Origin of the sequence: Streptomyces sp. NPDC017448 (assembly GCF_044330565.1) — a bacterium.
GTDB lineage: Bacteria > Actinomycetota > Actinomycetes > Streptomycetales > Streptomycetaceae > Streptomyces.
In genome coordinates this window covers 265277-280782 of record NZ_JBIRLM010000002.1, presented here as the reverse complement: position 1 = coordinate 280782, position 15506 = coordinate 265277, and the positions used below count along the sequence as shown (strand labels likewise).

The window sequence follows — 15506 nt, the reverse complement described above, 5'->3', positions numbered from 1 at the left end:
GTACGAAAAGAGAGCCGGTGGGTGTGCGATACGGGTGACGGTGCGTTACGAAACCTGCGGTCCGCGCCGCTGCGGCAGCGTCACCACCGCCGCGTCCGCCGTCTCCGAGGGCGGCAGCCCCGCGATCTGGCACAGCAGGTCGCCCCAGGCCATCAGGTGCGACGCCGTCTCCGGGACGCCGCCCCGGCCCTCGCGCGGCGTCCACGAGGCGCGGATCTCGATCTGCGTCGCCGGACGGCGCGCGGAGAGCGCACCGAAGTAGTGCGACCCGGCGCGCGTCACCGTCCCGCCGGCCTCCCCGTACGCCAGGCCCCGGGCGTCCAGCGCCCCCGTCAGCCACGACCAGCAGACCTCCGGCAGCAACGGGTCCGCCGCCATCTCCGGCTCCAACTCCGCCCGGACCAGCGTCACCAGCCGGAACGCGCCCTTCCAGGCGTCGTGCCCCGCCGGATCGTGCAGCAGCACCAGTCTGCCGTCGGCGAGATCGTCCTCGCCGTCCACCACCGCCGCCTCCAGGGCGTACGCGTGCGGGGCGAGGCGCTGCGGCGGCCTGGTCGTCTCCACCTCCAACTCCGGCCGCAGCCGCGCGGAGCGCAGCGAGTCGACCGCCGCCAGGAAGGCGGGAGGCACGGGAGGGCCCTCCTCCGCACGGTCCTTGCCTTCAACGCCGTCGGAATGATCGGAGAACTGTCCCTGAGCCGGAGCCATGCGGGGAAGAGTAGGCGGAAGGCGGGCCGCGTGCGGGGAGGGACACCCGTGCGGGGCCGGGCTCCTTGGGCCCTCGTGCGAAGATTCTGTGCGTGAGTGCCAACGACAGCCCTTCGGGCCAGCAGACGACGACCTCCGCCAGCCTCGACGCGGTCCGCCACGCCACCCACGACTCGGCGTTCCTCAAGGCGTGCCGGCGTGAACCCGTGCCCCACACCCCGGTCTGGTTCATGCGCCAGGCGGGACGCTCGCTGCCCGAGTACCTGAAGGTCCGCGAGGGCATCGCGATGCTCGACTCCTGCATGATGCCGGAGCTGGTCGCCGAGATCACCCTCCAGCCCGTACGCCGGCACAAGGTCGACGCCGCGATCTACTTCAGCGACATCGTCGTGCCGCTCAAGGCCATCGGCATCGACCTCGACATCAAGCCCGGCGTCGGCCCCGTCATCGCCGAGCCGGTCCGCACCCGCGCCGACCTGGCCCGGCTGCGCGACCTCACCCCCGAGGACGTCCCGTACGTCACCGAGGCCATCGGGATGCTCACCGCCGAGCTGGGCGCCACCCCGCTCATCGGCTTCGCGGGGGCCCCCTTCACCCTCGCCAGCTACCTCGTCGAGGGCGGCCCCTCGCGCAACCACGAACGCACCAAGGCCATGATGTACGGCGACCCGCAGCTCTGGGCCGACCTCGTGGACCGGCTCGCGGAGATCACCGGCGCCTTCCTCAAGGTCCAGATCGAGGCCGGGGCCTCCGCCGTCCAGCTCTTCGACTCCTGGGTCGGCGCGCTCGCCCCCGCCGACTACCGCCGCGCGGTGCTCCCCGCCTCCGCCAAGGTCTTCGACGCCGTCGCCCCCTACGGCGTCCCCCGCATCCACTTCGGCGTCGGCACCGGCGAACTCCTCGGCCTGATGGGCGAGGCCGGGGCGGACGTCGTCGGCGTCGACTGGCGGGTTCCGCTGGACGAGGCCGCCCGCCGCGTCGGCCCCGGCAAGGCGCTCCAGGGCAACCTCGACCCGGCGGTGCTCTTCGCGCCGACCCCGGCCGTCGAGGAGAAGACCCGCGAGGTGCTGGACGCCGCCGCCGGTCTGGAGGGCCACATCTTCAACCTGGGCCACGGCGTCATGCCGACCATGGACCCGGACGCGCTCACCCGCCTCGTGGGCTACGTCCACGAGCAGACCGCGCGCTGAGCGGAAGGTCCCGGGGCCGGCGCCCCGGGGCCCTCCTCAGCTCTCCGCGCCCCGCACCGCGGCCACCGTCTTGCGGGCGGCGACCAGCACCGGATCCCAGACCGGCGAGAACGGCGGGGCGTACCCCAGGTCGAGCGCCGTCATCTGCTCCACCGTCATCCCGGCCGTCAGCGCCACCGCCGCCACGTCCACCCGCTTCGCCGACCCCTCGCGGCCGACGATCTGCACCCCGAGCAGCCGCCCCGTCCGCAGCTCCGCGATCATCTTCACCGTCATCGGCTTCGCCCCCGGGTAGTACCCCGCCCGCTGCGTCGACTCGATGGTCGCGGTCACGAAGCGCAGCCCGGCGGCGGCGGCGTCCTTCTCCCGCAGCCCGGTCCGGGCGATCTCCAGGTCGCAGACCTTGCTCACCGCCGTACCGACCACGCCCGGGAACGTGCCGTAGCCGCCGCCCACGTTGGAACCGATCACCTGGCCGTGCTTGTTGGCGTGGGTGCCCAGCGGGATGTGCCGGGGCCGTCCCGCCACCAGGTCCAGGACCTCCACGCAGTCGCCGCCCGCCCAGATGTCCTCGTGGCCCGCCACGCGCATCGCCTGGTCGGTCAGCAGTCCGCCCTGCGGGCCCAGCGGCAGCCCCGCCGCCCGCGCCAGCTCCGTCTCCGGCTCGACGCCGATGCCGAGCACCACCACGTCCGCCGGGTACCGGTCCCCGTCCGTCACCACCCCGGTCACCCGGCCGTCCGGGCCGGTCAGGATCTCGGTCACGGCCGCCCCGTTGACCGTGGTGATGCCCAGCCCGTCCATCGCCCCGTGGACGAGGCGCCCCATGTCCGGGTCGAGCGTCGACATCGGCTGCTCGCCCCGGTTCAGGACGGTCACCGCGAAGCCCCGCTTGAGCATCGCCTCGGCCATCTCGACGCCGATGTACCCCGCGCCCACCACGACCGCCTGCCGGGTGCCCTCCGTGCCCAGCGCGTCCAGCGAGTCGAGCAGCGCCTGCCCGTCGTCCAGGGTCTGCACCCCGTGCACCCCGGCCGCGTTTATCCCCGGCAACTCCGGGCGCACCGGACGGGCCCCGGTGGCGATCACCAGCTTGTCGTACCCCGTCCAGTACGTCTTCCCGCTCTCCCGGTCCAGCGCCCGCACCCGCCGTCCGGACACGTCCAGCTCCGTCACCTCGGTCCGCATCCGCAGATCGATGTGCCGCTCCCGGTGCTCCTCCGGGGTCCGGGCGATCAGGTCGTCACGGGCCTCCACGTCGCCGCTCACCCAGTACGGGATGCCGCACGCGGAGTACGAGGTGAAGTGGCCGCGCTCGAACGCGACGATCTCCAGCTCCTCCGGCCCCTTCAGCCTGCGGGCCTGGGACGCGGCGGACATGCCCGCCGCGTCCCCGCCGATGACCACCAGTCGCTCCGCTGCCACGCCGGGCCCCTTCCGTCCGATCAGGGCCCCCACGCTACGGTGCCGCGGCGGTTCAGGAGGCCCCCGGGCTCCCCTCCTTCCCCGCGGTCCGCGCCGGAACCGCCGCCGCCGCGCGGCGGGCCGCCCGGCGCTTCCGCAGCACCCGCCAGACCACCACGGCCAGGACCCCGGTGAGCAGGAACGGGAACGCGGCCCCGAACGCCACCGCGATCCACCGCAGCATCGTCACGAACGCGTCCCAGCCGCCGCCCAGCGCGTCCAGGAACCCCGGGTCCTCTTCCTCCCCGTCGTCGTCCGGGGCGTTCGGCGGCGTCAGGTCCAGGGTGACGGTCGCCAGCGAGGTGCGGTCCTTCAGGCTCGCCTGCTGGGCCAGCAGCGCCTCCAGTTCGGACTGGCGACTGCTCAGTTCGCCCTCCAGGGCGACCACGTCGCTGATCTTCTCCGCCTCGTCCATCAGCTCCCGCACCCGCGCCACGCTCGCCCGCTGGGTGGCGATCCGGCTCCCCACGTCGACCACCTGGTCGGTGACGTCCTTCGCGTTCGAGGTGCGCGAGAGCAGCTTCCCGGAACCGGACAGCTCCCGCAGCACCTCCCCGAACCGCTCCTGCGGCACCCGCAGCACCAGGTGCGACGTCTCGTACGTGTCGTCGAGCCGCTCGGTGTTCTCCGACGCCACCAGGCCGCCGGCCCCCTCCGCCGCGGCGCGTGCGGCGGCCACCGCCTTCGGGACGCTCTTCACCTCCACGGAGAGCGCGGCCGTACGGATGACGTGGGTGGCCGCCGCCCCCGGCTTCGGCGCCGCCTTCCTCCCGGACGCCTTCCCGTCCGCCTGCGAGGCCGTCGCCCCGCCCTCGTCCGCGAACCCCTCGCGCGGCGCGGCCTTCCCGTCCGCCGCCTTCGCGTCGCTTCCCGACGAGTCGCCCGACGCGCCGCAGCCGCCGACGGCGAGCAGGAGGCCGAGCGCCCCGGCGACGAGCACGGCCCGCCCCCGGACGAAGGGTCGATCGATTCCGCTGTTCCCCTGCATGGCTGGTCCCCCCAAGGACTTCGGTTGATGGTGACGGTTCGACGCGGCGGCCCCGTCACCGGTTGCCGACAGGGGTTGCGAAGTGGTCACGGTCAGGACGCGGAACGGGTTTGAGAGAGTGGACCCATGCAGCGTTCCCAACAGCGTGCGGACACGCCCCCGGCCCACGTCGTCGTCATCGGCGGCGGCATCGCCGGCCTGGCCGCCGCCCACCGCCTCGTCGCCGCCGGAGTGCGCGTCACCCTCCTGGAGGCGACGGCCCGGCTCGGCGGCAAGCTCATGACCGGTGAGATCGCGGGCGTCCAGATCGACCTGGGCGCCGAGTCGATGCTCGCCCGGCGTCCCGAGGCGGTCGCCCTGGCCGAGGCGGTGGGCCTGGCCGACCGCCTCCAGCCGCCCGCCACCGCCACGGCCTCCCTCTGGACCCGCGACGCCCTGCGCCCCATGCCCCGGGGCCACGTCATGGGCGTCCCCGGCGACCCGGCGGTCCTCGGCCAGGTGCTGTCCCCCGAGGGCCTGGCCCGGATCGCCGAGGAGCGCGACCTCACCCCCACCCCGGTCGGCGACGACGTCGCGGTCGGCGCGTACGTCGCGGACCGGCTCGGCCGCGAGGTCGTGGACCGGCTGGTGGAACCCCTCCTCGGCGGGGTCTACGCGGGCGACGCCTACCGGATCTCGATGCGTGCCGCCGTGCCCCAGCTCTTCGAGGCCGTCAAGGAGGGCGGCCCGCTGCTGGAGGCCGTCCGCCGCGTCCAGGAGCGCGCCGCCGCCCGGCAGCAGGCCGGACCCGTCTTCCAGGGCCTCGACGGCGGCATCGGCACCCTCCCGGCCGCCGTGGCGGACGCCGTACGGGCCGGCGGCGGCGAGATCCTCACCGCCACCCCCGTCCTCGGCCTGACCCGTACGGAGTCCGGCTGGGCCGTCCGCACCGAGGCCCGGACCGTCGCTGCCGACGGCATCGTGCTCGCCGCCCCCGCATGGTCCGCCGCCACCCTGCTGGCCGCCGAGGCCCCGGCCGCCTCCGCCGAACTCTCCGGCGTCGAGTACGCGTCGATGGCCCTGGTCACCCTCGCCTTCCGGCGCGCCGACATCGAGGCGCACGAGGCCCTGCGCGGCCGCTCCGGCTTCCTCGTGCCCCCGGTCGACGGGCACACCGTCAAGGCGTCCACGTTCTCCAGCAACAAGTGGCAGTGGGTCGCCGACGCCGCGCCCGACCTGTTCGTGCTGCGAACCTCCGTGGGCCGCTACGGCGAGGAGGACCACATCCACCGCGAGGACGGCGAACTCGTCGCCCTCTCCCAGCGCGACCTCGCCGCCGCCACCGGCCTCACCGCCCGCCCCGTGGACACCGAGGTCACCCGCTGGATCGGCGGCCTGCCGCAGTACCCGGTCGGCCACCTCGCCCGGGTCGCCCGCATCCGCGACGAGGTCGCCGCACTGCCCGCGCTGCGGGTCTGCGGCGCGGTCTACGACGGGGTCGGCATCCCGGCCTGCGTCGCGAGCGCGCACCGGGCGGCCGACGAGATCGTCCGCGACCTGGCGGGACGGATCACCGGCGTGGACACGGGGGAGATCACCGCCACCCCGACCCGGGTTCGGGGCACGGGGAGCGAGGCGGGACAATAGCCGTATGAGTGCTCCCGAGACTGCGACATCACCCAAGGGTCCGAACGCCGGCAAGAAGGCCAAGGACCTCAACGAGGTCATCCGCTACACCCTGTGGTCGGTCTTCAAGCTGCGCGACGTGCTGCCCCTGGACCGCGACGGATACGCCGAGGAGGTCCAGGAGCTGTTCGACCGGCTCGCCGCCGAGGACGTCACCGTCCGTGGTACCTACGACCTGTCGGGTCTGCGGGCCGACGCGGACATCATGATCTGGTGGCACGCCGAGGACTCGGACCAGCTCCAGGACGCTTACAACCTCTTCCGCCGCACCAGGCTCGGGCGCGCTCTGGAACCGGTCTGGTCCAACATGGCCCTGCACCGGCCAGCCGAGTTCAACAAGTCGCACATCCCGGCGTTCCTCGCCGACGAGACGCCGCGCGATTACATCAGCGTCTACCCCTTCGTCCGCTCCTACGACTGGTACCTGCTGCCCGACGAGGACCGCCGCCGCATGCTCGCGGACCACGGCAAGATGGCCCGGGGCTACCCGGACGTCCGCGCCAACACCGTCGCCTCCTTCTCGCTGGGCGACTACGAGTGGATCCTCGCCTTCGAGGCGGACGAGCTGCACCGTATCGTCGACCTGATGCGTCACCTGCGCGCCTCCGAGGCACGTCTCCACGTGCGCGAGGAGGTCCCGTTCTACACGGGCCGCAGGAAGAGCGTCGCAGACCTGGTGGCCGGGCTCGCATAGCCAGCGAGTCCCGCACCACCCCAACCCGGAAGATCAGAAGGGCGGGCACCAGGGCACCGACCGTGCCGTCCGCCGTTCCAGCGACACCGGGTTCGGCTTCGGGGGCCGTCGTACCGTGAAGGTGCGGCGGCCCCCGCTCCGTACGCCCCGGCGTCAGTCCAGCGACACCGCGTTGGGCTCCGGGCGCGCGGCGCAGTCCGCGCCCCGCCCCGGCACCTCGCCGGTCAGCAGGTACCGGCGCAGATGGTCGTCCACGCACGGGTTCCCGGCCCCGCCCACCCCGTGCGTCCCCGCGCCCCGCTCGGTCACCAGCGACGAACCGGGCAGCCGCCTTCGCAGCTCCAACGCCCCCCGGTACGGGGTCGCCGCGTCCCGCTCCGCCGCCAGGATCAGCACCGGCGGCAGCGCGCCCCACCGCGTCCCGACCTCCAGCGGCCGCTGCCGGGGCGCCGGCCAGAACGCGCACGGCAGATTGGTGAAGGCGTTGTCCCACGCCTCGAACGGCGCGACGCGCGCCAGCTCAGTGTGGTCGCGGTCCCACACCGCGAAGTCCTCCGGCCACGGCGCGTCGTTGCACTCGACGGCCGTGTACACCGCCTGCGCGTTCTCGTTGTCCTTGGCCGCCACCGCGCGCGGGGACGCCTGTGCCACCAGCGGCTCCGGGTTGCCCCGGACGTACTCCGAGAGCGCCGTCGCCCGCATCGCCCAGTAGTCGTCGTAGTAACCGGCCGACAGGAACGCCGCGTGCAACTGCCCCGGCCCGACCTTGCCGCCCGCGGGCTTCACCGCCAACTCGGCGCGCACCGCGTCGTAGTGCTTCTCCACGGCCTCCGGGGTGGTGCCCAGGCGGTACACGTCGTCGTGCTTGGCCACCCAGCGCCGGAAGTCCTCCCACCGCCGCTCGAAGGCCACCGACTGGCCCATGTTGGAGCGGTACCAGATCTGCTCCGGGTCCGGGTCGGCCACCGAGTCGAAGACCATGCGCCGTACGTGGGAGGGGAACAGGGTCGCGTACAGCGCGCCGAAGTACGTTCCGTAGGACGCCCCCATGAACGTCAGCCGGCTCTCCCCGAGCGCGGCCCGCAGGACGTCCAGGTCCCGGGCGTTGTTCAGCGAGGTGTAGTGCCGCAGCGTCTCGCCCGCCCGCTCGGCGCACCCCCGCGCGTACGCCTCGGCGCGGGCCACCTGCCGCTCCTTGTCCGCCCGCGTCGGGTGCGTCGGGGCGTCGGTCGGGCCCTTCGTGTACGCGGACGGGTCCTGGCAACTCAGCGGCGCGGAGGAGCCGTTCACTCCGCGCGGGGCGTAGCCGACCAGGTCGTACGCCTCGGCGATCTCCTTCCACTCCGGCAGCTCCCCGGCCATCGGGAAGGTGATGCTGGACGCGCCGGGGCCGCCCGGGTTGTAGACGAACGCACCCTGCCGGTCCTCGGCCGGCCCGGTGGCCGGGGTGCGGCTGACGGTCAGTTCGAGCTGCCGCCCGTCCGGCCGGGCGTAGTCGAGGGGCACCTTCACCGTGCCGCACTTCAGGGAGTCCGGCAGCATCTCCTCCTGCGGGCAGGGGCCGAAGTCGATCCCGGCGGACGCGGCGCGGGCGGCGGCGATCGCGGTGCCCCGGGCCTCGGCGGGGCTCCGGCCGTCACCGGCGGCGGCGGGGGCGGTGGCCAGGGCGGACAGGACCAGGGAGCCGATCGTCGTGTAGAGCGCAGCTGTTCTCACGCGCGGTGCCTCTCTGCGGATGAGGAGAGGGACGGCGGTGCCTCTCCGCGGTTGCGGAGAGGGATGGTCGAGCGGACGGACTGCGATGTCCAGCACCGCCCCGGCACGTCCGCGTCAACCACCGTGATGGCCGGTCAATACCCGTACATAGCGGGCTTTTTCCGTCCGGCGGCACCGGGTTCAGGAACCGCCGCCGCAGCTGGAGCCGCCCCCGCCCCCGCAGCTCGACCCCCCGCCCCCGCAGCTCGACCCGCCGCCCCCGCAGCTCGACCCGCCACCGCCGCCGCAGCTGGAGCCGCCCGAGCCTCCGCAGCTCGATCCGGAGCCGCCCCCGCACCCCGACCCCGAGGAGCCCCCGGAGCCGCCCCCGGTGGACCCGCCGCAACTCGACCCGCCGGGGCCGGAGGCGGCGCACCAGACCGTCGTGGCGGCGACGGCGGTGGCCCCCGCGGTGGACCCGGAGGCGTACGCGGGGGACCGCCGGCGCTGGGCGCCCATCCGTGCCGCCGTGACCAGTCGGGCGTACAGCGCCGGGTCCGGCAGGGCGCGCAGCCCCCGCACGGCGACCAGCTGGGCCGGGGCGGTCGCCTGCGCGTGGGCGGCCCCGAACCCCTGGGCGGCGCGGCGCCCCGCCCCGGTGATCCGCTTCGCCGACGCCGAGGCGACGACGCGACCGCTGATCCCGCCGAGCACGATGGCGGGCAGCATTTTCAGGACGAACGGGACCGGCAGGTCCTCGTACGGGTAGAGGGACGCCATGTACTGGGCGATCGTGAGCACGATGGAGACCGGCAGGGCGATCAGGCAGCCCACTCCCTGGACCAGCCCCCAGCGCCGTACGGTGCGGATCGCGGCGGGCGGCACGAGCAGCCCCCGTTGCGCCAGCCCGTCTCCGATCTCCTGCACCGCCGGGTGGCGCATCACCGCTTCCCGTAGCAGGTGCAGTGCCCCGCTCGGGGCGACCGCCACTTCGTGGAGCACGGCGCGTTCCACCGGGTCGTTCGCCTGCGGGCGCTGGACGGTGATGACGCCGGGCCCGCCGATGAGCACCCGGCCGTCCGTGTGCAGGGCGGTGAGAGCGGTGTCCACGACCCTGCCCGGGCCGCCGTTCAGGAACGCCGCCTCGTAGAGGTCGTGGACGACGGGGGAGGGGCCGGCCGAGGGGAGGCGGGAGCGGGCGACGGCCGCGGTCGCCACGAGCAGCACGGTGGAGACGAGGACCGCGAGGTTCAGCAGCAGAGCGAGAGCGTTCACGGCGGTCACCTCCCCAGGAGAACGGCGCGGGCCGCCCGGATCAGGCGGGTGGCACGGCCCGGGGGCAGGGCGCCCGAGCGGTCCTGCCACCAGTGCGTCAACGCGCGCCGCGCCACGGGGTCGGCGGGCCCGTCCACGACCAGCACGTGCTCGGCGAAGTCCAGGGCGTCGCGCCGGTATCCGCCGGCCATCGGGCGGACGCCGGCGTACGCGAGGAACGCGGCGCGGTAGCCGTCGCCGAAGATCTCCGGCAGCTCCGGGGCGACCTTGGCGACCACGTCCGCGCGCTTGGCGGCCAGCGCCCGGCTCTGCACCCGCAGCCGTACGGGGTCGAAACCCGCCGGGGCGGGCGTCCCGGCGACCAGCGCGGAGAGGAGCGCGGTCTGCGCGACGGCCGTACGGTCACGGGTGGCGGTGGCGGTGGCGGCGGTGGCGCCGGGCGGGCGGTGCTCGTCCCGTGCGGCGGGGCGTGCACCCCGGGGGCCCTTCCGGTGCGCCGGGGCCTCCGGGTCCTCCGGGGCAGCCGGGGCCTCCGGAGCGGCCGGGCCCGCCGCCGCCCGCAGCGTCGCCCGGATCGCGTCCAGTTCGTCCGCCAGCTCCCCGCCCGGCGGGAAGGCGTCGTCCCGTTCCAGCAGCACGCCGGGCGGATCGACCCGCGAGCGCAACTCCGCCAGCACCTCCAGCACGGGGGCGGTCACCGGGTGGGCGTGCGTGTCGTGCCAGACGCCGTTCCGCTCGACCCCGCCCGCCACGTGGACGTACGCGATGGCCTCCACCGGCAGCTCGTCCAGCGCCTTCGCCGGGTCCTGGCCGAGGTTGACGTGGTTGGTGTGCAGGTTGGCCACGTCGATCAGCAGCCGCACCCCGGTCCGCTCGACCAGCTCGGCCAGGAACTGCCCCTCGGTCAACTCCTCGTCGGGCCAGGAGATCAGCGCCGCGATGTTCTCCAGGGCGAGCGGCACCGGCAGCGAGTCCTGCGCGATCCGCACGTTCTCGCAGAGCACGTCCAGCGCGTCCCAGGTGCGCGGTACCGGCAGCAGGTGCCCCGCCTCCAGCCTCGGCGACGCGGTCAGCGGCCCCCCGGCCCGGACGAACGCGATGTGCTCGGTCACCAGGGGCGCGCCCAGCAGTTCGACCCGTGCCGCGAGAGAGGCGAGGCGGTCGGGGTCGGGGCGGTCCGCGCCGCCCAGGCCGAGCGCCACCCCGTGCGGCACGACGGTGACGCCGCGCTCCCGCAGCCGTACCAGGGAGTCCGGGAGGTGGTCGGCGCAGAGGTTCTCCGCGACGGCCTCCACCCAGTCGATCCCGGCCAGCGCCTCCACCTCGTGCGCGATCTCCGGCCGCCAGCCGATGCCGATGCCCAGTTCCACGGCGCCCCCGTCCCCCTGCTCGTTCACCTCGTCCTGTGCCGGGGTCATGGCCCCGTCGCGCGGCGATGAACCCGATCGGAGGGACGTTCAGAGGAGGATTTGAGGTTCCGCGGCGGCTGCCCCGTTATGGCATCGGCATCTTCGGGGGCGGGCAGCCTCAGGGGGCGTGGCCGCCCCGGGGAGCTCAGCGGCGCAGCGCCGGGTGGTCGGCGATCACGGTGCGGGAGCCCGGGGCGATCTCGGTGAAGCCCGCGTCGCGCACGACCGGCAGCCCGCTCTCCGTCAGCTCCCGCCAGCGCGCCGCCCCGGGGGTGGCCACGGAGAGCGGGAACCCGGCCTCGCGCCACGCCTTGCGCTCGGTGTCGGACAGCTCCCACCAGGCGAGCTGTGCCCCGTGCCCGACCTGGGCCATGGTCTTGCCGGCCGACATGTCGACATCGGGGTTGAGCCAGAGCACCGGCTCCTCCGGGCCGGGGGCGGCGGGCGGCTCGGGGTCTTCCAGCTCGGTGCCCGACACCTGGAGCTTGGCCAACTCCTTGGGCCAGCCGTCCAGCGGGATCGGCGGGAACACCCGTACCTCCGCGCCGCCCTCGCCCGTCACCGTGATGCCGTCCAGCGCCGCCGCCTTGCGCCACTCCGCGCCGCGCGCACGGCGTACGACCTTGCGGATGCGGGCGTCCTGCCAGTCCCGCATCGCCTCCGCCCACGCGCCGTCGCCGAGGGACCGCTCGTCGGAGAGGATCGCCAGGACCGCGCGGGCGGCGGCCCGCAGCGCGTCGGTGCGGGCGGGCGGGTCCGTCTTCTCCAGGTGGAGCACCAGGGGCAGCACGAACTGCGGCGCCCGGTCGCGGTCGGCCGTGCCGGCGCGGAACGGGCTCTCGGAGGCGGGGGAGGGGCTCCCGGAGGCGGAGGAGGGGGTGTCGTCGCTGCTCACCGTCCCAGTCTGCCAGGTGGGGCGGGCCACCTGCTTGGCGGAACGACCTGGTCCGGGTGAGGATGCTCCGCATGAAGAGCGATCTCTTTTCCAGCGAGCACCTGGCCCAACCGGCCACCGCCCCCGGCATGACCCTGCAGAACGCCAAGTCGATCAAGTACGCCGTCAACGGGGAGATGCACGCCCGGCAGGGCTCGATGATCGCCTTCCGCGGCAACCTCCAGTTCGAGCGCAAGGGCCAGGGCATCGGCGGCATGCTCAAGCGCGCGGTCACCGGCGAGGGCCTGGCGCTGATGGCCGTCCGGGGCCAGGGCGAGGCGTGGTTCGCGCACGAGGCGGCCAACTGCTTCATCGTGGAGCTGGACCAGGGCGACGCCATCACCATCAACGGCCGCAACGTCCTGTGCTTCGACCCCACCCTCTCCTACGAGATCAAGACGGTGAAGGGGGCCGGCATGGTCGGCGGCGGCCTCTTCAACAGCGTCTTCACGGGCTACGGCAAGCTCGGCCTGATGTGCGAGGGCTCCCCGATCGTGATCCCCGTGACCTCCGCCCAGCCGGTGTACGTGGACACGGACGCGGTCGTCGGCTGGAGCCAGCAGCTCACGACGAGCCTGCACCGCTCCCAGAGCGTCGGCTCGATGGTGCGCGGCGGCTCCGGCGAGGCGGTCCAGCTGATGCTCCAGGGCGAGGGTTTCGTCATCGTCCGCCCGAGCGAGACGAAGCCGGAGAAGGCCTCCAGCTGAGCGCCGGGGCACGGAGCGCGAGACGCCGGCACGGTCTGTGCGGCGTCCGGGCCCGCCCGGGCGGGGACCGGCCCTCCCCGCCCGGGCGGGCCCTCGTCGTACCGGTCGCGTTCCTCGTCGGCCGGACCGCCGCCCGGCGCGGACGAGTAGGCTCGTGAGCATGGACATGGGCAGGCACGGGGGAACGGGCGGGGACGGCGCGCACGACGACGGCACGTACTGCGCGCCCTCCGGGCCGGGCGCCCCGGCAGCGCCGGACGAGAGCGTCGCAGGCCCTCCGTACGCCGAGTGCGTGCTGTGCCGCGAGCCGACCGAGTACCCGGAGTCGACCCGGGGCGCCACGCTCTGCCCGGTCTGCGCGTGGCAGGAGGCGGGCCGCACGGCCTGTTCCGGCTGAGCGTTTCGCGGCAGGCCGTGGTGGGGGGTTTCTCCGGCCACGGGCGCGGTGGTGCCGGCCTGCCCCGCCGCCCGGCCCGCGCCGTCGCCGGACGCGTCGGCGCGACGACCCCTCCGCGCACCGAGCGGAACGGTGGTACCGCGGCTTCCGTCCGCCGGGGTGGGCGAGGAGTTGTCAAGCAGCCGTGCCGGTAGCGCGCACGGAGGTCGGGAATGACCTTTTCTCGCCGGTTGACCGCTTCATGGCCTTGCGGAGGAATGTGCGGTGACGTGATGCTGAGGCGGCACTTCGCCCATCACTGAAAGAAGCCACCTCGTGACGCACCGTAAAGTGTATTTGGCGGTAGGCAGGACGAACACGCGGATCTACCGCTTCGACCCCATCGACGGGGACACCCGGGTGGTCGAGAACGTGCCGGCGTACCGGGGCGGCTACACCGCCATGGGCGCGCAGTACAGGGGGGACGACAAGGAGCCGCTGCTCTTCGCCGTCAGCGGCGACAGGCTCGTCACCGTCGACGTGGAGGCCGGCACCGTCTCGGACGCGGTGGTCGAAGGGCTGCCGGACGGACTGAAGTGGTACGACGGCGACATGGACGACGACGGGAAGAAGCTGCTCGTCGCGAGCGGTCCCGATGTGCCCAGCTACACGATCGACGTGGTGACCCGGACGGCGACCGCCGGACCCTGTCCGGGCCCGGGGCGGTGGGACGACTTCGCTCACCACCCCAAGGACGGCCGGCTGATCTCGGTCGAGGGCGACAACGGCGACCTGCTCCACGTGGACCCCGGGAAGAACCCTATGAAGACCGTGCTGAAGAGGGGGGTGTTCCCGCCTGCCGAGGCCAGCGGGTCCAGCGGTTCCCGGAAGTCCTACTCGGCCACGTTCTTCGACTCCGCCGGTCACTTCTACGCGGTCGACTCGGCGGGCAACGTCAACCACCTCGACCTCAGCGGCGACGCCGTTCCCGACCGCGCCGAGCGGATCGGGAAGGGGAAGATCCCCGTCGACGGCCTGGAGGTCGTGAACGGAGCCGGACGCATCACCCCGATGCCGATCCCTCCCAGCTACGACGAGATCGTCGTGACGAAGAAGGCCGTCGGTTCGTGGCAGAGCTACGATCCGCAGGGCCGGGTCTACAGCGTCGAACTGACCGTCACCGCCGTCGGCAAGGCCGGAGGCGGGGGGAAGGAGACGCGCAAGTTCCGGATCTCGTTCGACCTGCGAACGGCGCCCGGAGCACAGGTGGTGGCGTCCGGTGTCGACATCACGCACGAGGACGGCAAGGCGTACCTCTACTCCCAGACGGATCAGCTGCTGGAGGCGGGCGGCTCGCGGCCCGTCGCGGTGCAGATCACGGTGCCGGGCGATCCCGCCAGGCTTCCGCACGAGTATCCGCTCGACGGGCTGAGGGCCACGCGCCTGGCCTGACGCCCGCCTCGCGGCGCTGTCGGCAGGGCCGGCCGCCGCGCCGGGGCTACCGGCCGCCGTCCTCCATCAGCTCCGACACCTTCACGAAGCGGTAGCCGCGCGCGCGGAGTTCCGGCACGATCCGCCGTACGGCGGCCTCCGTGGCCGGGGCCGCGCTGCGGGTGCAGTGCAGCACCACGAGGGAGCCCGGCCGCACCCCGTCCAGCACCTGGTCGGCCACCGCGTCCGCGTCCGTGGCGAAGGCGTCGCCGCCGACCACGTCCCACTGCACGGCCGTCACGTTCGCCGGGGCCAGGGCGCGCAGCGCCGCGTCGTCGTAGCAGCCGCCGGGGAAACGGAAGTACGGCACCACGTTCCGCACCCCCGCCTTCCGGAACGCGGTGAAGGCGCGCTCCACATCGGCGGTCATCGCGGCCTTCTCGACCACCGGCAGTCCGTAGCAGGGGGAGCTGAAGGCGTGGTGGCTGTACGAGTGGTTGGCGACCTCGAACAGGGGGTCCGCCCCGATGGCCTTCGCCTGCTCCGGGTACTCCTCCGCCCAGCGCCCGGTCATGAACACGGTGGAGGGCACGTTCGATCGGCGCAGCAGCGCGACCAGCCCCGGGTTGTCGAAGCGTTCACCGGCGGCGGCCCGGGGGCCCTGATCGGCCGTCATGTCGGCGTCGAACGTCAGCGCCACGACCTTCTCCGCCGACCGTCCGGCCCCGCCCCCCTCCGTCGCCCTCCGCTCGAAGACCGGGGTGCGGCCCGCCGGGCCGGGGGCCATGGTGGGCGGCTTCTTCGGCCCGGCGGGAACGGAGGCGGGCGCCGAAGCGGCGGCTTTCGGCGGGGGTGCGGGAGCGGGCCCTCCGCTCCCGCACCCCGTCAGGGCGGCGCAGGCCAGCACCCCCGCCGCCGTCAGAGCCGTCGTCGTCCGCGCAGTAGTGATCACTCACGGAAAATATCCGAC

14 protein-coding genes are annotated in these 15506 nt (G+C 74.0%); 6 read left to right on the top strand and 8 right to left on the bottom strand.

The genetic code is table 11. From position 1 onward, the window contains the following. Positions 1–45: 45 nt before the first annotated feature. Positions 46–708 carry a DUF3000 domain-containing protein gene (locus tag ACH4K1_RS05970; RefSeq protein WP_228988876.1) on the bottom strand — a complete coding sequence of 221 codons (663 nt, stop codon included), beginning with the start codon at positions 706–708 and terminating at the stop codon, positions 46–48. Positions 709–800: 92 nt separating this feature from the next. Between ACH4K1_RS05970 and hemE the strand changes: the two genes are divergently transcribed. Then, positions 801–1898, top strand: a complete 1098-nt coding sequence (hemE, locus tag ACH4K1_RS05965) for a uroporphyrinogen decarboxylase (RefSeq protein ID WP_228988877.1) — start codon at positions 801–803, stop codon at positions 1896–1898. A 36-nt stretch (positions 1899–1934) separates the two neighbouring features. On the opposite strand, the gene ACH4K1_RS05960 is transcribed toward hemE, so the two are convergent. Together ACH4K1_RS05960 and ACH4K1_RS05955 are read right to left on the bottom strand one after the other, a co-directional pair. Beyond that, entirely contained in the window at positions 1935–3323 is a 1389-nt protein-coding gene (locus tag ACH4K1_RS05960; RefSeq protein ID WP_398087056.1) for an FAD-dependent oxidoreductase, read from the bottom strand. A 52-nt stretch (positions 3324–3375) separates the two neighbouring features. Then, positions 3376–4350 (bottom strand): DUF4349 domain-containing protein, encoded by a 975-nt coding sequence (locus tag ACH4K1_RS05955; protein WP_398087054.1) that lies wholly within the window; start codon positions 4348–4350, stop codon positions 3376–3378. 126 nt (positions 4351–4476) lie between these two features. Here ACH4K1_RS05955 and hemG point away from each other — a divergent pair, with 126 nt between their 5' ends. Together hemG and hemQ are read left to right on the top strand one after the other, a co-directional pair. Next, positions 4477–5976 (top strand): protoporphyrinogen oxidase, encoded by a 1500-nt coding sequence (gene hemG, locus ACH4K1_RS05950; protein ID WP_398087053.1) that lies wholly within the window; start codon positions 4477–4479, stop codon positions 5974–5976. A gap of 4 nt (positions 5977–5980) precedes the next feature. Next, a complete protein-coding gene (gene hemQ, locus ACH4K1_RS05945; protein WP_398087051.1) occupies positions 5981–6709 on the top strand; it encodes a hydrogen peroxide-dependent heme synthase in 729 nt (242 codons plus the stop codon). A 153-nt stretch (positions 6710–6862) separates the two neighbouring features. Here the strand turns inward: hemQ and ACH4K1_RS05940 are convergent, their stop codons facing one another. The 4 genes from ACH4K1_RS05940 to ACH4K1_RS05925 all read right to left on the bottom strand — a co-directional run bounded on the left by ACH4K1_RS05940 (position 6863) and on the right by ACH4K1_RS05925 (position 11983). Continuing rightward, positions 6863–8425: an alpha/beta hydrolase gene (locus tag ACH4K1_RS05940; protein WP_398087050.1), complete on the bottom strand. Its 1563-nt coding sequence runs from the start codon at positions 8423–8425 to the stop codon at positions 6863–6865. Between the two features lie 180 nt (positions 8426–8605). Beyond that, positions 8606–9679: a TIGR04222 domain-containing membrane protein gene (locus ACH4K1_RS05935; protein WP_398087048.1), complete on the bottom strand. Its 1074-nt coding sequence runs from the start codon at positions 9677–9679 to the stop codon at positions 8606–8608. Between the two features lie 5 nt (positions 9680–9684). Further along, a complete protein-coding gene (locus ACH4K1_RS05930; protein WP_398087448.1) occupies positions 9685–11049 on the bottom strand; it encodes a DUF692 domain-containing protein in 1365 nt (454 codons plus the stop codon). A 184-nt stretch (positions 11050–11233) separates the two neighbouring features. Continuing rightward, positions 11234–11983: a peptidyl-tRNA hydrolase gene (locus tag ACH4K1_RS05925; protein ID WP_398087047.1), complete on the bottom strand. Its 750-nt coding sequence runs from the start codon at positions 11981–11983 to the stop codon at positions 11234–11236. A 71-nt stretch (positions 11984–12054) separates the two neighbouring features. On the opposite strand from ACH4K1_RS05925, the gene ACH4K1_RS05920 reads away from it, so the two are divergent. From ACH4K1_RS05920 to ACH4K1_RS05910, 3 genes are all read left to right on the top strand, one after another. Continuing rightward, entirely contained in the window at positions 12055–12729 is a 675-nt protein-coding gene (locus ACH4K1_RS05920; RefSeq protein WP_398087046.1) for an AIM24 family protein, read from the top strand. Positions 12730–12889: 160 nt separating this feature from the next. Beyond that, positions 12890–13126 (top strand): hypothetical protein, encoded by a 237-nt coding sequence (locus ACH4K1_RS05915; RefSeq protein ID WP_398087045.1) that lies wholly within the window; start codon positions 12890–12892, stop codon positions 13124–13126. A gap of 336 nt (positions 13127–13462) precedes the next feature. Beyond that, on the top strand, positions 13463–14557 hold the full coding sequence (locus ACH4K1_RS05910; protein ID WP_398087043.1) for a hypothetical protein: 1095 nt from the start codon (positions 13463–13465) through the stop codon (positions 14555–14557). A 46-nt stretch (positions 14558–14603) separates the two neighbouring features. Here ACH4K1_RS05910 and ACH4K1_RS05905 read toward each other — a convergent pair whose 3' ends face one another. Further along, positions 14604–15323 carry a polysaccharide deacetylase family protein gene (locus ACH4K1_RS05905; protein ID WP_398087447.1) on the bottom strand — a complete coding sequence of 240 codons (720 nt, stop codon included), beginning with the start codon at positions 15321–15323 and terminating at the stop codon, positions 14604–14606. Positions 15324–15506 lie beyond the last annotated feature (183 nt).

Coding starts and splice junctions, on each gene's coding strand:
- ACH4K1_RS05970 (WP_228988876.1), bottom strand. CDS start 708: ATGGCTCCGGCTCAGGGACAGTTCTCCGATCATTCCGACGGCGTTGAA.
- ACH4K1_RS05955 (WP_398087054.1), bottom strand. CDS start 4,350: ATGCAGGGGAACAGCGGAATCGATCGACCCTTCGTCCGGGGGCGGGCC.
- hemG (WP_398087053.1), top strand. CDS start 4,477: ATGCAGCGTTCCCAACAGCGTGCGGACACGCCCCCGGCCCACGTCGTC.
- hemQ (WP_398087051.1), top strand. CDS start 5,981: ATGAGTGCTCCCGAGACTGCGACATCACCCAAGGGTCCGAACGCCGGC.
- ACH4K1_RS05920 (WP_398087046.1), top strand. CDS start 12,055: ATGAAGAGCGATCTCTTTTCCAGCGAGCACCTGGCCCAACCGGCCACC.
- ACH4K1_RS05915 (WP_398087045.1), top strand. CDS start 12,890: ATGGACATGGGCAGGCACGGGGGAACGGGCGGGGACGGCGCGCACGAC.
- ACH4K1_RS05905 (WP_398087447.1), bottom strand. CDS start 15,323: ATGGCCCCCGGCCCGGCGGGCCGCACCCCGGTCTTCGAGCGGAGGGCG.